The 17772-nt window shown below is 52.3% G+C and carries 16 protein-coding genes; 10 read left to right on the forward strand and 6 right to left on the reverse strand.

What is annotated here, in order from left to right; genetic code table 11:
- The first annotated feature begins 9 nt into the window (after nucleotides 1-9).
- The 7 genes from MXMO3_RS03650 to MXMO3_RS03680 all read left to right on the forward strand — a co-directional run bounded on the left by MXMO3_RS03650 (nucleotide 10) and on the right by MXMO3_RS03680 (nucleotide 8888).
- Entirely contained in the window at nucleotides 10-1293 is a 1284-nt protein-coding gene (locus MXMO3_RS03650) for an acetyl-CoA C-acetyltransferase (protein WP_027835023.1), read from the forward strand.
- 523 nt (nucleotides 1294-1816) lie between these two features.
- Nucleotides 1817-3451: a peptide ABC transporter substrate-binding protein gene (locus tag MXMO3_RS03655; protein ID WP_117394981.1), complete on the forward strand. Its 1635-nt coding sequence runs from the start codon at nucleotides 1817-1819 to the stop codon at nucleotides 3449-3451.
- A 184-nt stretch (nucleotides 3452-3635) separates the two neighbouring features.
- Nucleotides 3636-4583, forward strand: a complete 948-nt coding sequence (gene oppB, locus MXMO3_RS03660; RefSeq protein WP_117394982.1) for an oligopeptide ABC transporter permease OppB — start codon at nucleotides 3636-3638, stop codon at nucleotides 4581-4583.
- A gap of 12 nt (nucleotides 4584-4595) precedes the next feature.
- Entirely contained in the window at nucleotides 4596-5525 is a 930-nt protein-coding gene (locus MXMO3_RS03665; RefSeq protein ID WP_205468071.1) for an ABC transporter permease subunit, read from the forward strand.
- A gap of 108 nt (nucleotides 5526-5633) precedes the next feature.
- Nucleotides 5634-7472, forward strand: coding sequence for an ABC transporter ATP-binding protein (locus MXMO3_RS03670; protein WP_027835019.1), 1839 nt, complete (start codon nucleotides 5634-5636; stop codon nucleotides 7470-7472).
- A 182-nt stretch (nucleotides 7473-7654) separates the two neighbouring features.
- The gene (ykgO, locus tag MXMO3_RS03675) at nucleotides 7655-7780 is read left to right on the forward strand and encodes a type B 50S ribosomal protein L36 (protein ID WP_027835018.1); all 126 of its coding nucleotides are present in this window, start codon (nucleotides 7655-7657) and stop codon (nucleotides 7778-7780) included.
- A gap of 76 nt (nucleotides 7781-7856) precedes the next feature.
- On the forward strand, nucleotides 7857-8888 hold the full coding sequence (locus MXMO3_RS03680) for a histone deacetylase family protein (RefSeq protein WP_117396698.1): 1032 nt from the start codon (nucleotides 7857-7859) through the stop codon (nucleotides 8886-8888).
- A 3-nt stretch (nucleotides 8889-8891) separates the two neighbouring features.
- On the opposite strand, the gene MXMO3_RS03685 is transcribed toward MXMO3_RS03680, so the two are convergent.
- Nucleotides 8892-9284, reverse strand: coding sequence for a carboxymuconolactone decarboxylase family protein (locus tag MXMO3_RS03685; protein ID WP_117394983.1), 393 nt, complete (start codon nucleotides 9282-9284; stop codon nucleotides 8892-8894).
- The gene (locus MXMO3_RS03690; RefSeq protein WP_051213627.1) at nucleotides 9268-9699 is read right to left on the reverse strand and encodes a MerR family transcriptional regulator; all 432 of its coding nucleotides are present in this window, start codon (nucleotides 9697-9699) and stop codon (nucleotides 9268-9270) included. The genes MXMO3_RS03685 and MXMO3_RS03690 overlap by 17 nt, the downstream gene beginning before the upstream one ends.
- Before the next feature lie 241 nt (nucleotides 9700-9940).
- Between MXMO3_RS03690 and MXMO3_RS03695 the strand changes: the two genes are divergently transcribed.
- Together MXMO3_RS03695 and MXMO3_RS03700 are read left to right on the forward strand one after the other, a co-directional pair.
- Nucleotides 9941-11149 carry an ammonium transporter gene (locus MXMO3_RS03695; RefSeq protein ID WP_117394984.1) on the forward strand — a complete coding sequence of 403 codons (1209 nt, stop codon included), beginning with the start codon at nucleotides 9941-9943 and terminating at the stop codon, nucleotides 11147-11149.
- 9 nt (nucleotides 11150-11158) lie between these two features.
- The gene (locus MXMO3_RS03700) at nucleotides 11159-11497 is read left to right on the forward strand and encodes a P-II family nitrogen regulator (RefSeq protein ID WP_027835015.1); all 339 of its coding nucleotides are present in this window, start codon (nucleotides 11159-11161) and stop codon (nucleotides 11495-11497) included.
- Between the two features lie 94 nt (nucleotides 11498-11591).
- On the opposite strand, the gene pyk is transcribed toward MXMO3_RS03700, so the two are convergent.
- Nucleotides 11592-13028 (reverse strand): pyruvate kinase, encoded by a 1437-nt coding sequence (pyk, locus tag MXMO3_RS03705; RefSeq protein ID WP_027835014.1) that lies wholly within the window; start codon nucleotides 13026-13028, stop codon nucleotides 11592-11594.
- Complete coding sequence (locus MXMO3_RS03710) at nucleotides 13025-13501, reverse strand: DUF1036 domain-containing protein (RefSeq protein ID WP_425462128.1); 477 nt, start codon at nucleotides 13499-13501, stop codon at nucleotides 13025-13027. Before MXMO3_RS03710 ends, pyk begins: the two co-directional genes overlap by 4 nt.
- 213 nt (nucleotides 13502-13714) lie before the next feature.
- Between MXMO3_RS03710 and MXMO3_RS03715 the strand changes: the two genes are divergently transcribed.
- Nucleotides 13715-14008: a DUF2312 domain-containing protein gene (locus tag MXMO3_RS03715; protein ID WP_027835012.1), complete on the forward strand. Its 294-nt coding sequence runs from the start codon at nucleotides 13715-13717 to the stop codon at nucleotides 14006-14008.
- A 21-nt stretch (nucleotides 14009-14029) separates the two neighbouring features.
- On the opposite strand, the gene dxs is transcribed toward MXMO3_RS03715, so the two are convergent.
- Nucleotides 14030-15958, reverse strand: coding sequence for a 1-deoxy-D-xylulose-5-phosphate synthase (gene dxs / locus MXMO3_RS03720; protein WP_117394985.1), 1929 nt, complete (start codon nucleotides 15956-15958; stop codon nucleotides 14030-14032).
- 147 nt (nucleotides 15959-16105) lie between these two features.
- The gene (gene mepK / locus MXMO3_RS03725; RefSeq protein WP_245985796.1) at nucleotides 16106-17746 is read right to left on the reverse strand and encodes a peptidoglycan L,D-endopeptidase MepK; all 1641 of its coding nucleotides are present in this window, start codon (nucleotides 17744-17746) and stop codon (nucleotides 16106-16108) included.
- Nucleotides 17747-17772 lie beyond the last annotated feature (26 nt).

Genomic DNA, 17772 nt, shown 5'->3' on the forward strand with positions numbered 1-17772 from the left:
TTTGGGAATATGACAAAAACACTCAAGCGTGTCGCGATTGTTGGCAGTGCCCGCATCCCCTTTTGCCGGGCGCATACGGGATATCGGGATGAAACCAACCTGTCGATGATGACAGGAGCTCTGAAGGGCTTGGTGGATAAATACAAGCTGAACAACACCCATATTGATGAAGTGATGGGTGGCGTTGTGCTTAATCACAGTCGTGATTTTAACATTGCACGTGAGGCGGCGTTAAATGCGGGTTTGGCCCCATCGACGCCGGGTACGACGGTGCAGATTGCCTGCGGCACGTCTTTGCAGGCGGCGCTGCTGGTTGGTGCCAAAATCGCAACTGGCGAAATTGAAAGCGGCATTGCTTGCGGCGCGGATAGCGTTAGCGATAGCCCCATCGTGTTTGGACCAAAATTCTCCAAGCGGATGATCAATTTGAGCAGAGCGAAAACACTGGGCCAAAAGCTGGGCGTTTTCAAAGGCTTTAGCTTTGGCGAAGTTGTGCCCAATGCACCCTCCACCGCTGAGCCGCGCACCGGCCTTTCCATGGGCCAACATTGTGAATTGATGGCGCGCGAATGGGACATTGGCCGCGAAGAGCAGGATGAATGGGCATTGGGATCGCATCATAAAGCGGCGCAGGCCTATGAAGATGGTTTCCATGATGATCTGATTGTGCCCCATGCAGGCATTGTGCGTGACAACAATGTGCGCGCAGACAGCACGATGGAAAAGCTGGCGAGTTTGAAGCCAAGCTTTGACCGCAAATCCGGTCATGGCACCTTGACGGCGGCAAACTCGACGCCGCTGACAGACGGGGCAGCCTCTGTTTTGCTGGCCAGTGAAGAATGGGCGAAAGAGCGTGGTTTGCCGATCTTGGGTTATTTGCGCACCGGTTCGGTAAGCGCCAATGATTTTGCCCATGGCGATGGCCTGCTCATGGCACCGACGATTGCGGTTTCAGACATGCTGAAGCGCGAAGAATTGAGCTTTGCGGATATCGATCTGTTCGAAATTCACGAAGCCTTTGCGGCTGTGTTGTTGTGCACTGTGAAAGCGTTTGCCGACAAGACTTACAACAAGCAAGTTTTGGATCGGGACAAGCCGTTGGGGAAAATTGATCTGAGAAAGGTTAATTTGACCGGCTCCAGCGTGGCCTATGGCCACCCATTTGCCGCCACAGGCGCGCGTATCCTTGGTGCAACCGTGAATTTGCTTGAACGGCAAAAGAAAGAGCGGGCGCTGATTTCTGTCTGCACTGCCGGTGGTCAAGGGGTCGCTGCGATTATTGAACGAAACTGACACGCAGTGGGGCAAATAAACGCCCCACTGCAATCATTTCGCCTGGCTAGCGATTAGCAAGGGCTTTGAGCGCAGGGTGGAATATCAGCCAAAGTGGTTGTGGAGTATACTGCAGAGCCTGAAAGGCCGATAAGGATCGCAAGAATGAGTGCTTTGGTCTTTTTCATTTTAATCTCCTTAAAAATATATCGCACGTTATGTGCGACTGTAATTTTAGGGCGCGCACTACAACAATCAACAGTTCTGGAGGGAAACATTTAATTTGGTTTAGCCGTACGTTAATCTGAAATCTCAAAATTTTCCATTCGATACGGATAATTGGCATTCAATTCGGAAGAGTTGGTTTTTTATGGTGTTTTCCCCTCATTTTTTTTTAGAAATGGCCGGAAACAACGCTTGCCAAAAGGTTTAAGAGGGCGTTACGGTGATTGTCGGACAGTTGCACTTTGTAACTGTCTTATTTAAGTCGGCAGCTAATTACAGCAAGACCGACAGGGAAACGTCTACTAGGGAGAGTAGTTTTATGAAGTTTACCACAATGTTGAAAATGGCGTCAGCGACAGCAATTGTTGCTGCTATGACAAGCGGCGCTTATGCGGACAGCCATGTGCATCCAGAGACCGGCGAAAAGCTGGCAGCGGATCAAACATTTACATATCGTTTGCTCGATGGCCTTCCTTCACTTGACCCACAGCTTATTGAAGATGTGTCAGGTTCAGAAGTGGCCCGTGACTTGTTCGAAGGTCTTGTGAACCAAGACGACAAAGGCAATTTGGTGCCTGGCGTTGCTGAAAGCTGGGAAGCTAGCGACGGCAACACAGTTTATACTTTTAAATTGCGTGATAACGCCAAATGGTCAAACGGTGATCCTGTAACCGCAGGCGATTTCGTTTATGCTTGGCGTCGCCTCGCTAACCCAGAAACAGCATCTGAGTATGCTTGGTATATGGATCTTATGTCAGTTGAGAACGCAGGTGCAGTTCTCGCCGGCGAAAAAGATCCTTCAGAGCTCGGTGTAGAAGCTGTTGATGATCACACCTTGCGCGTAAAACTTGCGCAACCGTTGCCATATTTTGCGGATATGTTGGTGCACACATCGACATTCCCAACACACCAAGCCACAATTGAAGAGCATGGTGATGAGTGGACACGTCCAGAAAATATCGTATCTAACGGCGCATATGTGTTGACCGAATGGGTGCTGAACGAGCGTACCGTTCGTGAGCGCAACGAAATGTATTGGAACAACGAAGATACAATCTTGGATAAGGTTGTGACTTTGGTGATCAATGACGAAAACGTTGCTTTGACACGCTATCGTGCAGGTGAGCTTGATCGGACAGAAATTCCTTCTGGCCAATATCCTTCTTTGAAGGAAGAATTTCCTGAAGAAGCGTTGGTATTCCCACGCTTGTGTAACTATTACTACACCTTCAACTTGTCTGATAAAGGTCCAGAAGCCTTTGAAGATGTGCGCGTACGTAAAGCACTTTCATATGCTGTAGATCGCAAAGTTATTACTGACCAAGTTCTGCAGGCTGGTCAGTTCCAAGCTTACACCTTTACACCGGCTGCGACGGCTGGGTTCGAGGTTCCTGATGTTGACTTTGCAGGTATGACCCAAGCGGATCGTGATGCAAAAGCGAAGGAATTGTTGGCTGAAGCTGGCTATGGTCCAGACAATCCATTGCAGTTTGATTTGCTTTACAACACCTCAGAAGGCCACAAGAAAATCGCTGTTGCGGTTTCACAAATGTGGAAGCAAAAATTGGGTGTAGAAGCAACGCTGTCGAACATGGAATGGCAAACATTCCTTGAAACACGTGGCAACCAAGACTTTGAATTGGCACGTGGCGCATGGTGCGGTGACTATAACGAAGCATCTACCTTCCTTGACCTTTTGACTACTCCGTCTGGCTACAATGACGGCAAGTACTCAAATGAGGAAGTCGATCAATTGATGACCGATGCGAAAACTGCTGCGAACCCACAAGAGAACTACACTCGCGTGGAGCAGATTTTGGCTGAAGAAATGCCAGTGATCCCAGTGTATCACTACACTCGGAACATGATGCTTAAGGCAAATGTTGAAAATTGGCCGGTAGAAAACGTCCAACAAAATTGGTACAGCCGTAACCTTTATAAGGTTGCTGAATAACCATTTGTTCACCGCGCGGGACTTGAGTGTCTCGCGCGGTGTCTCCTTATCTTACCTGTCGCGTATCGGGGGTTATGCGATATTGGGGTCAGTTAAGGAAAGTGATGTGAAGGTTCTCGCTGTCCGCGCGCAATTGTGGACTGCCTAAAAGAACCCACATTTAGGGAAGCAGGGTTTTACAAAAATGTTCAGTTTTATTGTTCGGCGTGTCGGGTATGCGATTCCCACACTGCTCATCTTGATTATCGCATCATTCTTGCTGATGTATGCGGCGCCAGGCGGACCGTTCCTGAGCGAACGCGCTTTGCCGCCAGAGGTATTGAAAAATATTGAGGCACGCTATGGCTTGAATGATCCACTGCCAGTTCAAATCTGGAACTACATTTGGAATGTCGTTACCAATTTTGACTTTGGACCATCGTTCAAATATCGCGACAAAAGCGTAAATGATATTATTGCGCAGGGCTTTCCTGTGACGCTTACTTACGGGTTTTGGTCGTTCGTCTTCGCTGTAGTGGTCGGGTTGACCTTGGGTATCGTTGCAGCCATCCGCCACAACACAGCTGTTGATTATACCGCGGTTGGCATCTCCATCGGCGCGCAAGTGCTACCAAACTTTGTGATGGCGCCAATCTTGGTGCTGATCTTCACGCTTGGCTTGTTCAGGCTAACCAACGGTCAGTATTATCTGCCGGGCGGTGGCTGGAACGGCGGTCAAATTGAATATATCATCATGCCTGTCATTGCGTTGTCGACCAGCTATATGGCGAACATCGCTCGCTTGGCGCGTTCCTCAATGCTTGAAGTGTTGAACTCCAACTTTATCCGCACGGCCAGGGCCAAGGGCCTATCTACCCGCAGTGTGATTTTGAAGCATGCGCTAAAACCTGCATTGATGCCTGTTATCTCATATCTTGGGCCGGCCTTTGTGGGTATGGCCACCGGTTCGGTTGTGGTCGATATGTATTTCAGTACTGGCGGGATGGGACAGTATTTTGTGAACTCCGCATTTAACCGTGATTATTCCGTGATGATGGGGATCACCATCTTGATTGGTGTGTTGACCATTACGTTCAACATGCTCGTTGACATAATATATGCATGGCTCGATCCACGCATTCGTTTGTCATAGGGAGGGCAGAACATGATTGCTAAAAGTGAAAAAATGGATGCTCTCGCGGAAAACATCGTTGAGCAGCAAGCCATCAAAGGTCGCTCCTTGTGGCAAGACGCCATGGCGCGATTTGTGCGGAATAAAGCAGCAGTTGTCAGTGTGTTCGTGCTGGCGTTTATCGCACTTCTTTCGATTATTGGACCGCTATTTTCGCCGTGGGACTATGAAACGATCGACTGGGCGACCATGGGTAATGCCGCCACAATGGGCTATCCCTCGATCGAAACAGGCCATTATTTCGGCACCGACGATTTGGGCCGTGATATCTTCGCGCGGACGTTGCAGGGCACACAAATTTCACTCATGGTGGGCTTTTTGGGTGCTGCTGTTGCCGTGATTGTTGGCACGCTCTATGGGGCGGTTTCAGGCTATGTTGGCGGTACAGTTGACAATGTGATGATGCGTATCGTCGACTTATTGTTGTCCGTGCCGTATATGTTCGTGTTGATCCTGTTGTTGGTGGTTTTTGGCCGCTCGCTGCAAATGTTGTTTGTAGGGATCGGGCTTTTTGCCTGGATGGATATGGCGCGTATTGTGCGTGGCCAAACTTTGTCGATCAAGAACAAGGAATTTATTGAAGCGGCCATTGCCTCAGGCGTTGGCAGTTTCACCATCATTATGCGTCACATCGTCCCCAACCTTTTGGGCGTGGTGATTGTTTATGCCTCCTTGCTTGTGCCGGCTCTTATTTTGACCGAAAGCTTTATCTCCTTCCTTGGTTTGGGTGTTCAAGAGCCTTTGACCTCATGGGGTGCTTTGATCAATGAAGGTGCGAAGACCATGCAATATGGCGTGATTTGGCAGTTGGGTTTCCCATTGGCCTTCTTCATTGTTGGGCTATTTTGTTTCTTCTTTATCGGTGACGGGCTGCGCGATGCGCTTGACCCGAAAGACCGCTAAGCAAAAGAAAGGATGCATGAATATGACTTGTTTTCACGCTGTCCGGCTTTTTGCTTTGCCGGACCGGAGCACCATAACAGGACGAAACGCCAATAAAGGGGAAGCCGCATGAGTAAGGCTGATGACAACACAGTATTGCAGGTCAACGACCTGAATGTGTCTTTCGACACCCCTGATGGCCGCGTGGATGCGGTGCGGGGCGTTAATCTGCACATTAATCGCGGCGAATGCCTTGGCATCGTCGGGGAATCCGGGTCCGGCAAAAGCCAGACCTTTATGACGGCCATGGGGCTTTTGGCCAATAATGGCATTGCAACAGGTGATGTGTTGTTCCACGGCAAATCCATTCTGGGCATGCCGGTGCAACAACTGAACAAGATCCGTGGTAAATATATGACCATGATCTTTCAGGATCCATTGACCAGCCTCACGCCACATATGACCGTGCTTGATCAAATGACTGAGGTGTTGAAACTTCACACCGACGTACGTGGCGAAGACGCGGCACGCAAAAGCCTTGAATGGCTGGAGCGGGTGCGGATTTCCGACGCAAAACAGCGCTTGGAGCAATATCCGCATGAGCTTTCTGGCGGCATGCGGCAACGGGTGATGATCGCCATGTCCATGTTGTGCGAGCCCGAATTGCTGATTGCTGATGAGCCAACCACAGCGTTGGACGTGACCGTTCAGGCTGAAATTCTCGATCTGATGGACGAGTTGAAAAAGGACAGCAACACCGCGATTGCCCTGATCACCCACGATATGGGTGTGGTGGCGCGTATGTGCGATCGCATTCAGGTGATGAAGGATGGCGTATATGTGGAAGAAGGTACGGCAGACGATATCTTCTATAGTCCGCAGCACGACTACACCAAAATGCTGTTGGATGCGATGCCACGAATCGACCAGCCAGACAAAGCCACCAATCGCAAGCTCAAAGAATATGACGAGAAGGGCCGCGATCAGGAGTTCTTGACGGTTGATGATGTGCGTGTCGAGTTCGACATCAAGATCAATGAGGGCTGGTGGCCGAAACGAGTGCCCTTAAAAGCCGTGGATGGGGTGACCTTTACCCTGCGTCCGGGTGAAACATTGGGTATTGTGGGCGAGAGTGGCTGTGGTAAGTCCACGCTGGCCCGGGCCGTGTTGCAGCTTATCCCACCAACCGCAGGTGCGGTGAGCTGGCTGGGCAGCCCGCTTTCTGGCCTCAACCGGAAAGAGCTGAACAAGAAACGGAAAGATTTGCAAATTGTGTTCCAGGATCCACTGGCAAGCTTGGATCCGCGCATGACCATTGCCGATTCGATCATGGAACCGCTTCAAACTTTCCGGCCCGATATGTCGCGCAAGGAAATGAAGGCGAAGGTGGCAAAGATCATGGAACGTGTTGGGCTGCCCCAGCATATGATCAACCGCTATCCGCACGAATTATCCGGTGGTCAAAACCAACGCGTGGGCATTGCGCGGGCGATGATTATGGAGCCCAAGCTGGTGGTGTGTGACGAAGCTGTATCGGCTTTGGACGTGTCCATTCAGGCGCAGATCATTGAGCTGTTGATGGATTTGCAGGAAGATTTCGATCTGTCCTTGCTGTTCATCTCACACGATTTGTCTGTGGTGCGTGAGGTTTCTCACCGCATTATGGTGCTTTATCTCGGGCGTATCGTGGAGTTGGCGGATCGCCATGAGATTTATAAAGATCCACGGCATCCTTATACCAAGCAATTGATTTCAGCTGTGCCGATTCCCGATCCGAAGTTGGAGCGGTCTCGGAAGCGGATCAAACTGCCGGGTGAATTGCCGTCGCCTATGGACCCGACCGCCAAGTTGCGGTTTATGCCATCCAAAATTGAGGCCAATCAACTCGATTATGTGCCGCGCTTGGATGAAGTAAAGCCGGGCCACTATGTGGCGGAACATGATGAGCTGGAAAAGCTGATCGTTTAGTGCAATAAGGGGCGCGAGAGATCGCGCCCTGACTTATTTGGTGTGAATTTCGAAATAACTCGCGTGAGATTCAGCCATTTGCTGCAATTGGGCGTTGACAAGGGGACTTTTTCTTCATAGTTTCCAGCCAACTTATTTGGCGCCTGTGGCGCCTATTTTTATGAATGTGAAGGGTGACCGGAATGAAAATCAAAAATTCCATCAAGGCGTTGCGCACCCGGCATCGCGACAATAAGGTCGTACGCCGTCGCGGTCGCATCTATATCATCAACAAAGTGAACAAGCGGTTCAAAGCTCGTCAGGGCTAAGCGCTTTAAACTGTGTTATTAAAGTTTAAGGTCGGTGCTTGTCGCCGACCTTTTCTTTTGTGCAGCCGGAGGCTTTATGCAGCTGTTTTTCTCCCCCACCCAACTAGACCATGATCCGAAAAAAGAAATCTCGGACGGCAAGCTGGTGGATGCGGTGGAAGTGCCCAAGCGCGCTGAAATGATTTTCGACGCGCTGATGAAGCTGCCGCAGATTGAGCATAAACCGCAGCAAGACTTTGGTCTCGCCCCCATCGCGCAGGTGCATGATAGGGCCTATATCGATTTTCTTGCGGCCTTTGGTGCTTTGTGGGCCGAAGCGGGGCGTTCGGGAGAAGGGTTCCCCTTTGTGTGGCCGGGACGGGACTTCCGCACGGATCGGGTACCCAATCATTTGGATGGCAAATTGGGCCATTATTCCTTTGATGCTGGCACGCCACTGACGGACAAAACCTTTGGCGCGGCCTACGCATCGGCGCAGAGCGCACTGAATGGGGCATCAGCGCTGTTGCAGGGTGATCAGGCATCATTCGCGCTTTGTCGTCCGCCGGGGCACCATGCGGGCAAGGACTATTATGGGGGCTATTGTTTTTTCAACAATGCCGCCATTGCTGCACAATATTTTCGTGACCAAGGGGCGCAGCGCGTTTCGATATTTGATGTCGACTATCATCATGGCAATGGCACGCAATCGATCTTTTATGATCGGGCGGATGTGCAGTTTTTGTCGGTGCATGCGGACCCGATGGATGAATATCCCTATTTTCTCGGCCATGCAGATGAAAAGGGCGTTGGCCAGGGACACGGCCATAATTTCAATTACCCATTGCCGCTCGGCACAACAGCAGATGCTTTGATGGCCGCCATTGAGGCCGGGCTTGCTGAGATCAACAGCTTTGCGCCTGACTATTTGGTGATTTCATTGGGTGTCGATTTTTTTGAAGGCGATCCCATTTCGCAATTCAAGCTGACTTATGCCGATATGCCCGCCATCGGCACCCTTCTGAAAACGGCAAATGTGCCGACGCTTTTCGTGATGGAAGGTGGCTATGCTGTGGACGATTTGGGCCGCAATGTTGCGGCCCTTATTGATGGATTTTTGGCAGGATAGGTTTTAGGCCTGCGGCTCAGCCATCTCGCTGTCGGCAAAATATTCATTTGCGGTATTCAGCGCATTGATGGCGGCAGGAAGGCCGCCATATAGCGACATTTGCATGATGGTCTCATAGATTTCAGTTTTGCTCGCGCCCTGCGCCTGCGCATGTTGGATGTTGATTTTCAGCTGCGGTGCTGTCTGCCCGCCCAGCGCGGTCAAAGCGCCAATGGTGATCAATTGGCGGGTTTTTAGATCAAGTCCCTCGCGGGCATAAATGCGCCCATAGGCATGTTCAATCAGCGTTTCGGCAAAGTCTGGTACGGCTTGGTCGTACCGGTCGGCCAGGGTTTTTTCCAAATTGGGATTCAGCGTCGCAGCAAGCGTGCGGCCGCGTTCAAGAGCTGTGCTCATTCGTTTTTTCCTCGTTGGTGGCGGTGAAGGCATTGCAAGACCCAATGGGGATGTTGCTTCCATCCGCAAGTGCTTGGGCATAGGTGTTGATTTTGGCCTCCACCAAATCATGACAGGTTTGCAAGTGTGCCAACTGAGTTTGGATATGCTGAAAATGGTCTTGCAAGATCGACATGCGGTCTTGGGTGGTTTGTGGTCCCTGCTGGCGCAATTGCGCATAGTCAACCATATGCTTGAGCGGCATGCCGGTGGCCTTGAGGACTTTCACAAATTCGATCCATGCAATCAGGCTTTCATCATAGACGCGCCGGCCACCACGATCGCGGGTGACATTTGCGATCAACCCGATCTTTTCATAATAGCGCAGCGTGTCGATGCTGAGTTTGGTCTGTTTAGAGAGTTCACCAATAAACATATCATTGCCTTCAGTTGGTTGCCTTTGGACTTGTAAGTGCTGGAGCCTACTCCAGGTCAACAAGAAATATGCATTTATTTTGTGCAAAAACGAGCTGCCCAAAAACCTATCGTGCCGTGTCGGGCCGAGGATTTGCAGCTTGCCGAACCGGATTTAAGCCAGAAGACTTCAAAATTTGCTTATTATGGGGCAATATTGCCGCGCTGCCTAAAATTTAGGCATCTATCATGGGGGGAGAATTATGATAGCAGCAGATACAAGTTGGATACTTGTGGCATCAGCATTGGTGTTGTTGATGACCATGCCGGGGCTTGCCCTTTTTTACGCAGGGCTTGTGCAGTCAAAAAACATTTTGTCGGTTCTTATGCATTGTGTTGCGATCGCTTGCGTCGCCTCAATCTTATGGGTTGTTGCGGGCTATACGCTGGCCTTTACCGATGGAAATGCATGGATTGGCGGGTTGAGCCGTTTTGGTTTGGCAGGGCTGGAACGCGACGGGCTGAGCGGCACCATTCCGGAAAGCCTTTGGATCATGTTCCAGATGACATTCGCGATCATCACGCCCGCTCTGATGGTGGGTGCCTTTGTTGAGCGGATTAAGTTCTTGGCTGTTTTGATCATTTCTTCGCTCTGGTTGATGCTGGTTTATGTGCCGGTGACCCATTGGGTTTGGGGCGGCGGCTGGTTGGCGCAAATGGGCGTTATCGATTTTGCCGGGGGCATTGTGGTGCACGTGACCGCAGGTGTGTCCGCCGCTGCTATCGCTGTCTTCTTGGGCGCGCGGGATGGGTTTCCCAAAAATGTGCGCCCGCCGCATGCGCCATGGATGGTGATGGTTGGGGCGTCTTTGCTCTGGGTCGGCTGGTTCGGCTTTAATGGCGGCAGTGCAGTTGCTGCTGATGGCAATGCCAGCATGGCGATTTTGGTCACGCACCTTTCTGCGGCCACTGCGTCTTTGGTGTGGATGGTCATTGAATGGGTGCGCTTTGGAAAGCCCAGCATCGTCGGCATTGTTACTGGCACGATTGCAGGTTTGGCGACGATCACCCCGGCCTCCGGTTCGGTGGGCCCAATGGGCGGCATTGTGTTAGGGCTCGTTGGTGGCTTTGTGTGTTTTTACGCCGTAGATCTGGTGAAGCACCGCTTCAACATTGATGACTCGTTGGACGTGTTGGCTGTGCATGGCATTGGCGGCGCGACTGGCACTTTGTTGGTTGCATTGTTGCTTGGTTTTGGCCCGGGCGCTGTGGGCTATGCAGAGGGCCAAAACGCATTGTCGCAATTTGGCGTGCAGCTGGTTGGCGTTGTTGCCACAGCCATTTGGTCGCTTCTTGTCACGATTATATTGGTGTGGTTGACTAAGAAATGGGTCGGGCTGCGCGTTGGTCAGGACGAAGAGACTTCGGGTCTAGATTTAACTGTGCATGGCGAAACGGGCTATCGGCACTAGGGGGAAACCATGAAATATATCGTAGCAATGATCAAACCGCATAAGCTGGAAGAGGTGCGCGAAGCCATGGGCGCGCTGGACGTATTCGGCATGACGGTAACTGAAGTGCGTGGATATGGGCGGCAACGCGGCCACACCGAAATATATCGTGGGGCTGAATATGAGATTTCCTATGTGCCGAAATTGAAGCTCGAAATAGCCGTTGGCAGCGATAAGGTGGACGCCGCAATCGAGGCTATTCGCGGCGCGGCCACAGAGAACAAAATTGGCGACGGCAAAATCTTTGTGCTGGATTTAGAGCAAGCCGTTCGTGTTCGGACCGGCGAAATGGGTGAAGAAGCCCTGTAGGTGCGACGATTTGATGAGAGTCGTTGTTGCGGCTGAATTAAAAATGCCCGCCAAATTGGCGGGCATTTTTGTGTGTACGGTAGGTCGAAAAACCTTATGAAGATCCCATGCCGTCTTGGCCAACAAAGGCAATGCGCAGCATGTTGGTGGCACCGGGTGTGCCCAGCGGCACGCCTGCGGTGATGGCCACACGGTCGCCGGGACGGGCGAACCCTTCGCGATAGGCGATGGAACAGGCCCGATCCACAACATCATCCAAATTCACCGCATCTTCGGTGCGCACGCAGTGCAGGCCCCAAATCAAGGACAGGCGACGCACGGTCGAATCCTTTGGTGAAAGGGCGATGATTGGCTTCTCTGGTCGCTCGCGCGACACGCGAATGCCGGTGGAGCCAGAAGATGTGTAGCAAACGATGGCAGCAAGATCCAAAGTTTCAGCCACCTGACGGGTGGCGGCGGAAATGGCATCCGCAGCGGTTGCATCTGGCGTGATTTCCTGCCGACGAATAATGCCTTGATAAAGGACGTCGTTTTCTACCGCGACGGCAACCTTGTTCATGGTGTTTACCGCTTCCACCGGATAATCACCTGCAGCAGACTCAGCAGAAAGCATGACCGCATCAGCGCCTTCAAAAACGGCTGTCGCCACATCGGAGACTTCCGCGCGGGTTGGCACGGGGCTGTTGATCATGGATTCGAGCATTTGGGTGGCCACCACAACCGGCTTGCCTTGTTGCCGTGCCATGCGGATCATGCGCTTTTGCAGGCCGGGAACTGTTTCCAGTGGCATTTCAACGCCCAAATCGCCGCGGGCGATCATGATGGCATCAGAAAGTTTGATGATCTCTTCCAGCCGCTCAATAGCCTGTGGCTTTTCGATTTTGGCCAAAACGCCAGCGCGGCCCTGAACGGTTTTGCGCACATCGATAATATCTTCAGGACGTTGCACAAAAGAAAGCGCAACCCAATCGGCTCCGGCATCAAGACCTGCAACGAGGTCGGCGCGGTCTTTATCGGTGAGGGCGCCGACACCCAACAAGGTGTTGGGCAGGCTGACGCCTTTACGATCAGACAATTTACCGCCATGCACCACTTCACATTCAATTGCAGTGGCCGTGCATTTTTTGGCGATCAGCTCAAGCTTGCCATCGTCCAGCAATAATGTGTGGTTGGGCTTGATGGCTTCAAAAATTTCAGGGTGCGGTAGTTCCACTCGTTCTTTGCTGCCTGGCGTATTAGACTGGTCAAAGGTGATGATGTCGCCGGTGTTCAGTTCCACGGCGCCATCGGCAAACTTGCCCACACGCAGTTTCGGGCCTTGCAAATCGACAAGCACGCCGATGGGGCGTTTGACCTTTTGCTCGACGCTACGAATATTGGCCATCGTTTCGTTCAGCACTTCGTGGCTGGCGTGGCTCATATTGATGCGGAATAGGTCGGCGCCCGCGCGCGCCAATTGTTCGATGGTGTCTTGATTGTTTGATGCGGGGCCCAGGGTGGCCAGAATTTTAACTTTGCGTTGGCGTCTCATTGTGTCTCCAGGGGTTGCAGATCAGTCTCGGTGAGCTGAACTGTCCAATCCGTATTGTTCTCGGTGTCGACTTCCATAAAGCCAGTCCGTTCATAGCCGCGCGCTAGACAGTCTTTTTCGCCAAAGATTGTGAATGCTTTATCACGGGTGCACATATAAATGCGTCCGCCCCAAACACCCCCGCTCACATCATCCACAGCGTGGAGATAGAAAAACTGTGAGGGCTGCTCATTCAACGGGCCATTAAAAACCAACGCGCAGCTTTCTTTTTCTGCAACCCACCATCCTTCAGACTGCCAACCATTTTCAGCTTTAAAGCCGATGGCAATGGCGACGGGATTTTCAGTTTGGTTGCATACACGCAAATCTGCTTTGGCCGCCACGACAGGTAAAGCGGCAAATAGGGACAGGCAAATCATTGCGATAAACGCGAAGCGCACAGGCATTTTTTTGGTTTCAAAAAACAAGGTCACGACCCCATGAGTTGTAGCTATTGGGAGATTTGTGTCAATCGCTATACCGATTATTGGACCGTTCTGTGGCGGTTTTTAACTTTATGCAGACCCGATTTATAAGATTTGGTTCGGTGCACAGATCAGATTGGTGGAAATAATTTATTGGCGGTTGCCTTTGCCCGGTGATTTGCGTCACATAGGGCAAATTTAATTGCTCGGGAAATAAGTGTCATGGGACAAACAAGCGTCGCCCGCGAACAATTGCGTGCCTATATCGAACGCATTGAGCGACTGGAAGAAGAGAAAAAGTCGATTTCTGATGACATTCGTGATGTCTATGCCGAGGCAAAGGGCAATGGATATGACGTGAAGGTCATGCGTCAGGTGGTTAAATTGCGCAAGCAAGAAGCGCATGAGCGTCAGGAACAAGAAGCCGTGCTTGATCTTTATAAGCATGCGCTGGGCATGATCCCGGCGCCAGACTATTATGAAGATGGCCCGGACGAAGGTGAGGGGCAGGCGTAACCCGCCCTCACGACGTTAGCTTTATAAGCCGCCCGTCATTACTTGATTGGCGGCTTTTTCATTGCCGAGTGCGCGCATCACCGTGGCGGCGATGGCATTGCGATCCAGCCCGGCGGCTTTATACATGCTGGTCTGGCTGGCCTGATCAAAATGGTGATCTGGAATAAACAAAGGCCGCACTTTCAAGCCATTGTCGAGCAATCCATTTTGCGCCAAGTGGCTGAGAACGAATGATCCGAAACCGCCTGTAGACCCTTCTTCGATTGTGAGCAGCACTTCGTGGTTTTTCGCCAGTCTTTCCACCAAATCTGTGTCCAAGGGTTTGGCAAAGCGTGCATCGGCTATGGTGGGGTTGAACCCTAGGCCGGAAAGGATTTCGGCGGCGGCCATGGTTTCGGCCAAGCGCCCGCCAAAGGACAATAGGGCGACCGACTTGCCTTCGCGGATGATGCGTCCCTTGCCGATTTCAAGCATCTCACCAGCGGCGGGCAAATCAACGCCCACGCCTTCACCGCGCGGATAGCGCAGGGCAATGGGGTGTTCATCGAATTTGGCGGCTGTGGTCACCATATGGCGCAGCTCGGCCTCATCGCCCGGTGCCATTAGCACCATGTTGGGAATGGTGCCCAAATAGGCGGTGTCGAACGCGCCGGAATGGGTTGGGCCATCGGCGCCAACAAAGCCAGCCCGGTCAATGGCAAAGCGAACGGGTAGATTTTGGATCGCCACGTCATGAACAATCTGGTCATAGCCGCGCTGCAAGAAGGTGGAATAGATGGCACAGAAAGGCGATAGGCCTTCGGCGGCCAAGCCTGCGCAGAAGGTGACGGCATGCTGTTCGGCAATGCCCACATCGAATGTGCGGTCGGCAAATTCTTTGGCGAATTTATCAAGGCCCGTGCCGGATGGCATAGCTGCGGTAACCGCAACGATCTTATCGTCATTGCGGGCTTCCTGAATCAAGCTTTCCGCGAATACACCCGTGTAAGATGGCGCGTTGGCGGGCGCTTTGGATTGCGCGCCGGTGATCACATTGAATTTGGACACGCCGTGATATTTGTCGTCCGCGCTTTCGGCAGGGCCATAGCCTTTGCCTTTTTGCGTGACCGCATGGATCAGGATCGGGCCTGTATCTGTATCGCGGATATTGTCCAGAATGGGCAACAAATGATCAAGATTATGACCATCGACCGGGCCGATATAATAAAAGCCCAGCTCTTCGAACAAGGTGCCACCGGTCCAAAAGCCACGGGCATATTCTTCGGTGCGGCGTGCTTTTTCCGAGAAGAAGCGCGGCAAATGTTCGGACAATTGCTTGGCTGTTTCGCGAATAGAGCGATAGGTTTTGCCCGAGACCAGCCGTGCCAAATAGGCACTCATGGCGCCAGTGGGTGGGGCGATCGACATGTCATTGTCGTTCAGAATAACGATTAAACGCGCATCCATGGCGCCTGCATTGTTCATGGCCTCGTAGGCCATGCCCGCAGACATGGCGCCATCGCCGATCACTGAAATGATGTTGCGCTTTTCGCCCTTCAATTCGGCTGCGACGGCCATGCCCAATCCGGCGGAAATTGAGGTCGAGGAGTGGCCCGCGCCAAATGGATCGAACGGGCTTTCTTTGCGTTTGGTGAACCCGGACAGACCGTTCTCTTTGCGCAAGGTGCGCATGTGCTCGCGGCGGCCGGTGAGAATTTTGTGTGGATAGGCTTGGTGGCCCACATCCCAGATGATTTTGTCGTCCGGCGTGTTGAACACATGGTGCAACGCCACAGAGAGTTCGACGACGCCAAGGCCCGCGCCCAAATGGCCGCCCGTTTCCGACACGACGTCGATCATTTCAGCACGCACTTCATCGGCCAATTGAGCCAATTGATTGCGGGGAATCTCGCGGAGATCGCTGATTTCCGAGATGCTGTCTAATAGGGGTGTTTCAGGGCGCTTGGTCACCGCTACCTCATTTATATGTCATGCAAGGTCCGCGCCGCCTTATCTGGCGTGCTGCGTTGATCTGGTTTAGCAGAGTTGAAGGCTCAGGCAACTCCCTGCACCCGAATTTGAACCAATTTAATTGTTTTTGCGGCGATTATGCGGCGATTAGCCGCCGAATTGGTTGAAGCTCACCAATTGTGGCGTCAGATTGTTATCAAAACCGAGCTGGCTTTTATTGCCCATGACCACGCTGGGGTTGATATCTGCTTGGTCCGGTTCAAACAGCACTGCAAATTGTGGCTCAGTGAGTTGGGTTTGATCGGTAAACATTTCCACCACATGGCCAAGGTCAGGTGCGACCAGCTCGCCCCGGCGTTGGGTCAAGCTATAGCGCAGCGGATCAAAGCTGGGCTTGGTGTTTGGTTTTCTGGTGTTTTTCAGCAATTGCTCGAACCCGTCCAGATTAGGCGTGAGCGATGCCGTGCTTAAGGTTTGCCGCAAATCATCCAGTTGGTTTTTGGGCTCGGGCTTCGGCTGGGCCTGTTCGGCCTTGCGCGCCAAAATGTTCTCAAGCGCTTTTTGTGCATCTTCGGTTTGCTCTGGCAGCGGAGCATAGGCGGCAAACAGGCCACCAGAATCTGATTGCTGAGCTGATGTTCTGGTGCCCGCATTGCCCAAAGAGGCCACACGCAGCGGTGCCAGCGGATCGCGGCCAGGCTCGTTGATCAGAGGGCGCGCCGATGGCGGGGTTACAATCTCGCCTTCATCAGCAACTTCAAAGCGCGATGCGGGGCCCTCGTCTGCATTGTTCGTTTCTTTAGGCGCGGTGGTCAGTGCGGCCAATTGAACGGGCTTAGATGGCGGCGTCACCGCATCGGCAACAACCAACTCAGGGGCCGCGAATGTTTCGCCAGCGCTTTCAGGGCGTGCGGGCGGCAAGCCAGACAGCGCCGCCACGCGAATAGGGGTGGCCTTCACTGTGGTTTGGCGTGGGGTGTTTTTGGCTGTGTTGTCTTCGCCATCACCACCAAACAACATGTCCATCAAAGTGGTTTTGTTGCCATCATCATCATTGCTCGACAATGACGCAGTGCGCGTGCTGCCGCCACAGGGCAACTGGCGACATTTGGACCATTCCGATTTGGCCGCAGCATATCCCGCTTTTGACAACAGCACCCCATTTGAGGGGATGTGCATGGTTTTGCCTTTGGGGAAGATCCGCTTTAATTGCGCCGTGGTCATGCGAGGCCAGGCGCGCACACTACCGGTGTCCAAATGCACAAACGGATTGCCAGATGATGGGTAATAGCCCACGCCGCCAACATGTTTTTTCATGGCGACTTGGCGCAGTTTAGAAATGGGGACGCCGGGGATATAGAAATCCATGGCGAGGCCGCGTGTGTGGTTTGAATTTTTGGCGACGCCGGAAGACCGGGCGCGCAACATTTCATTGGTTTTGGGCGACCGATAGGCGGACACCACATGGATAGGCTTTTTCGCGCCGACTTCTTGATAGACTTCCCAAATCAAATCAAACAGGCGCGGATCCATTTTTGTGGGTTCATTCCGCCGCCAATCGCGCAGGAATTGGTTGAGCTCGGCGAGGCCTTTTTTGTCGTAACGGCCATTGCGTTTAAATGTGATTTTCGCGGTTTCACGCGTGTGGGTGTAGTGCAAATAGAGCGTGCGATCACCTGCGCCAAAACTTGGCACAACCAGAGTTGGCGCCAGCAATGCTGCCACCAATAATGTTGCTGCGGCACGGCGCAGCCCTTGAGACCAACTCGATACTAATTTGCCCAACACTCTTTTGATGCCTATTTTTGTCACCA

The organism is Maritalea myrionectae (assembly GCF_003433515.1).
GTDB classification, from domain to species: Bacteria; Pseudomonadota; Alphaproteobacteria; order Rhizobiales; family Devosiaceae; genus Maritalea; species Maritalea myrionectae.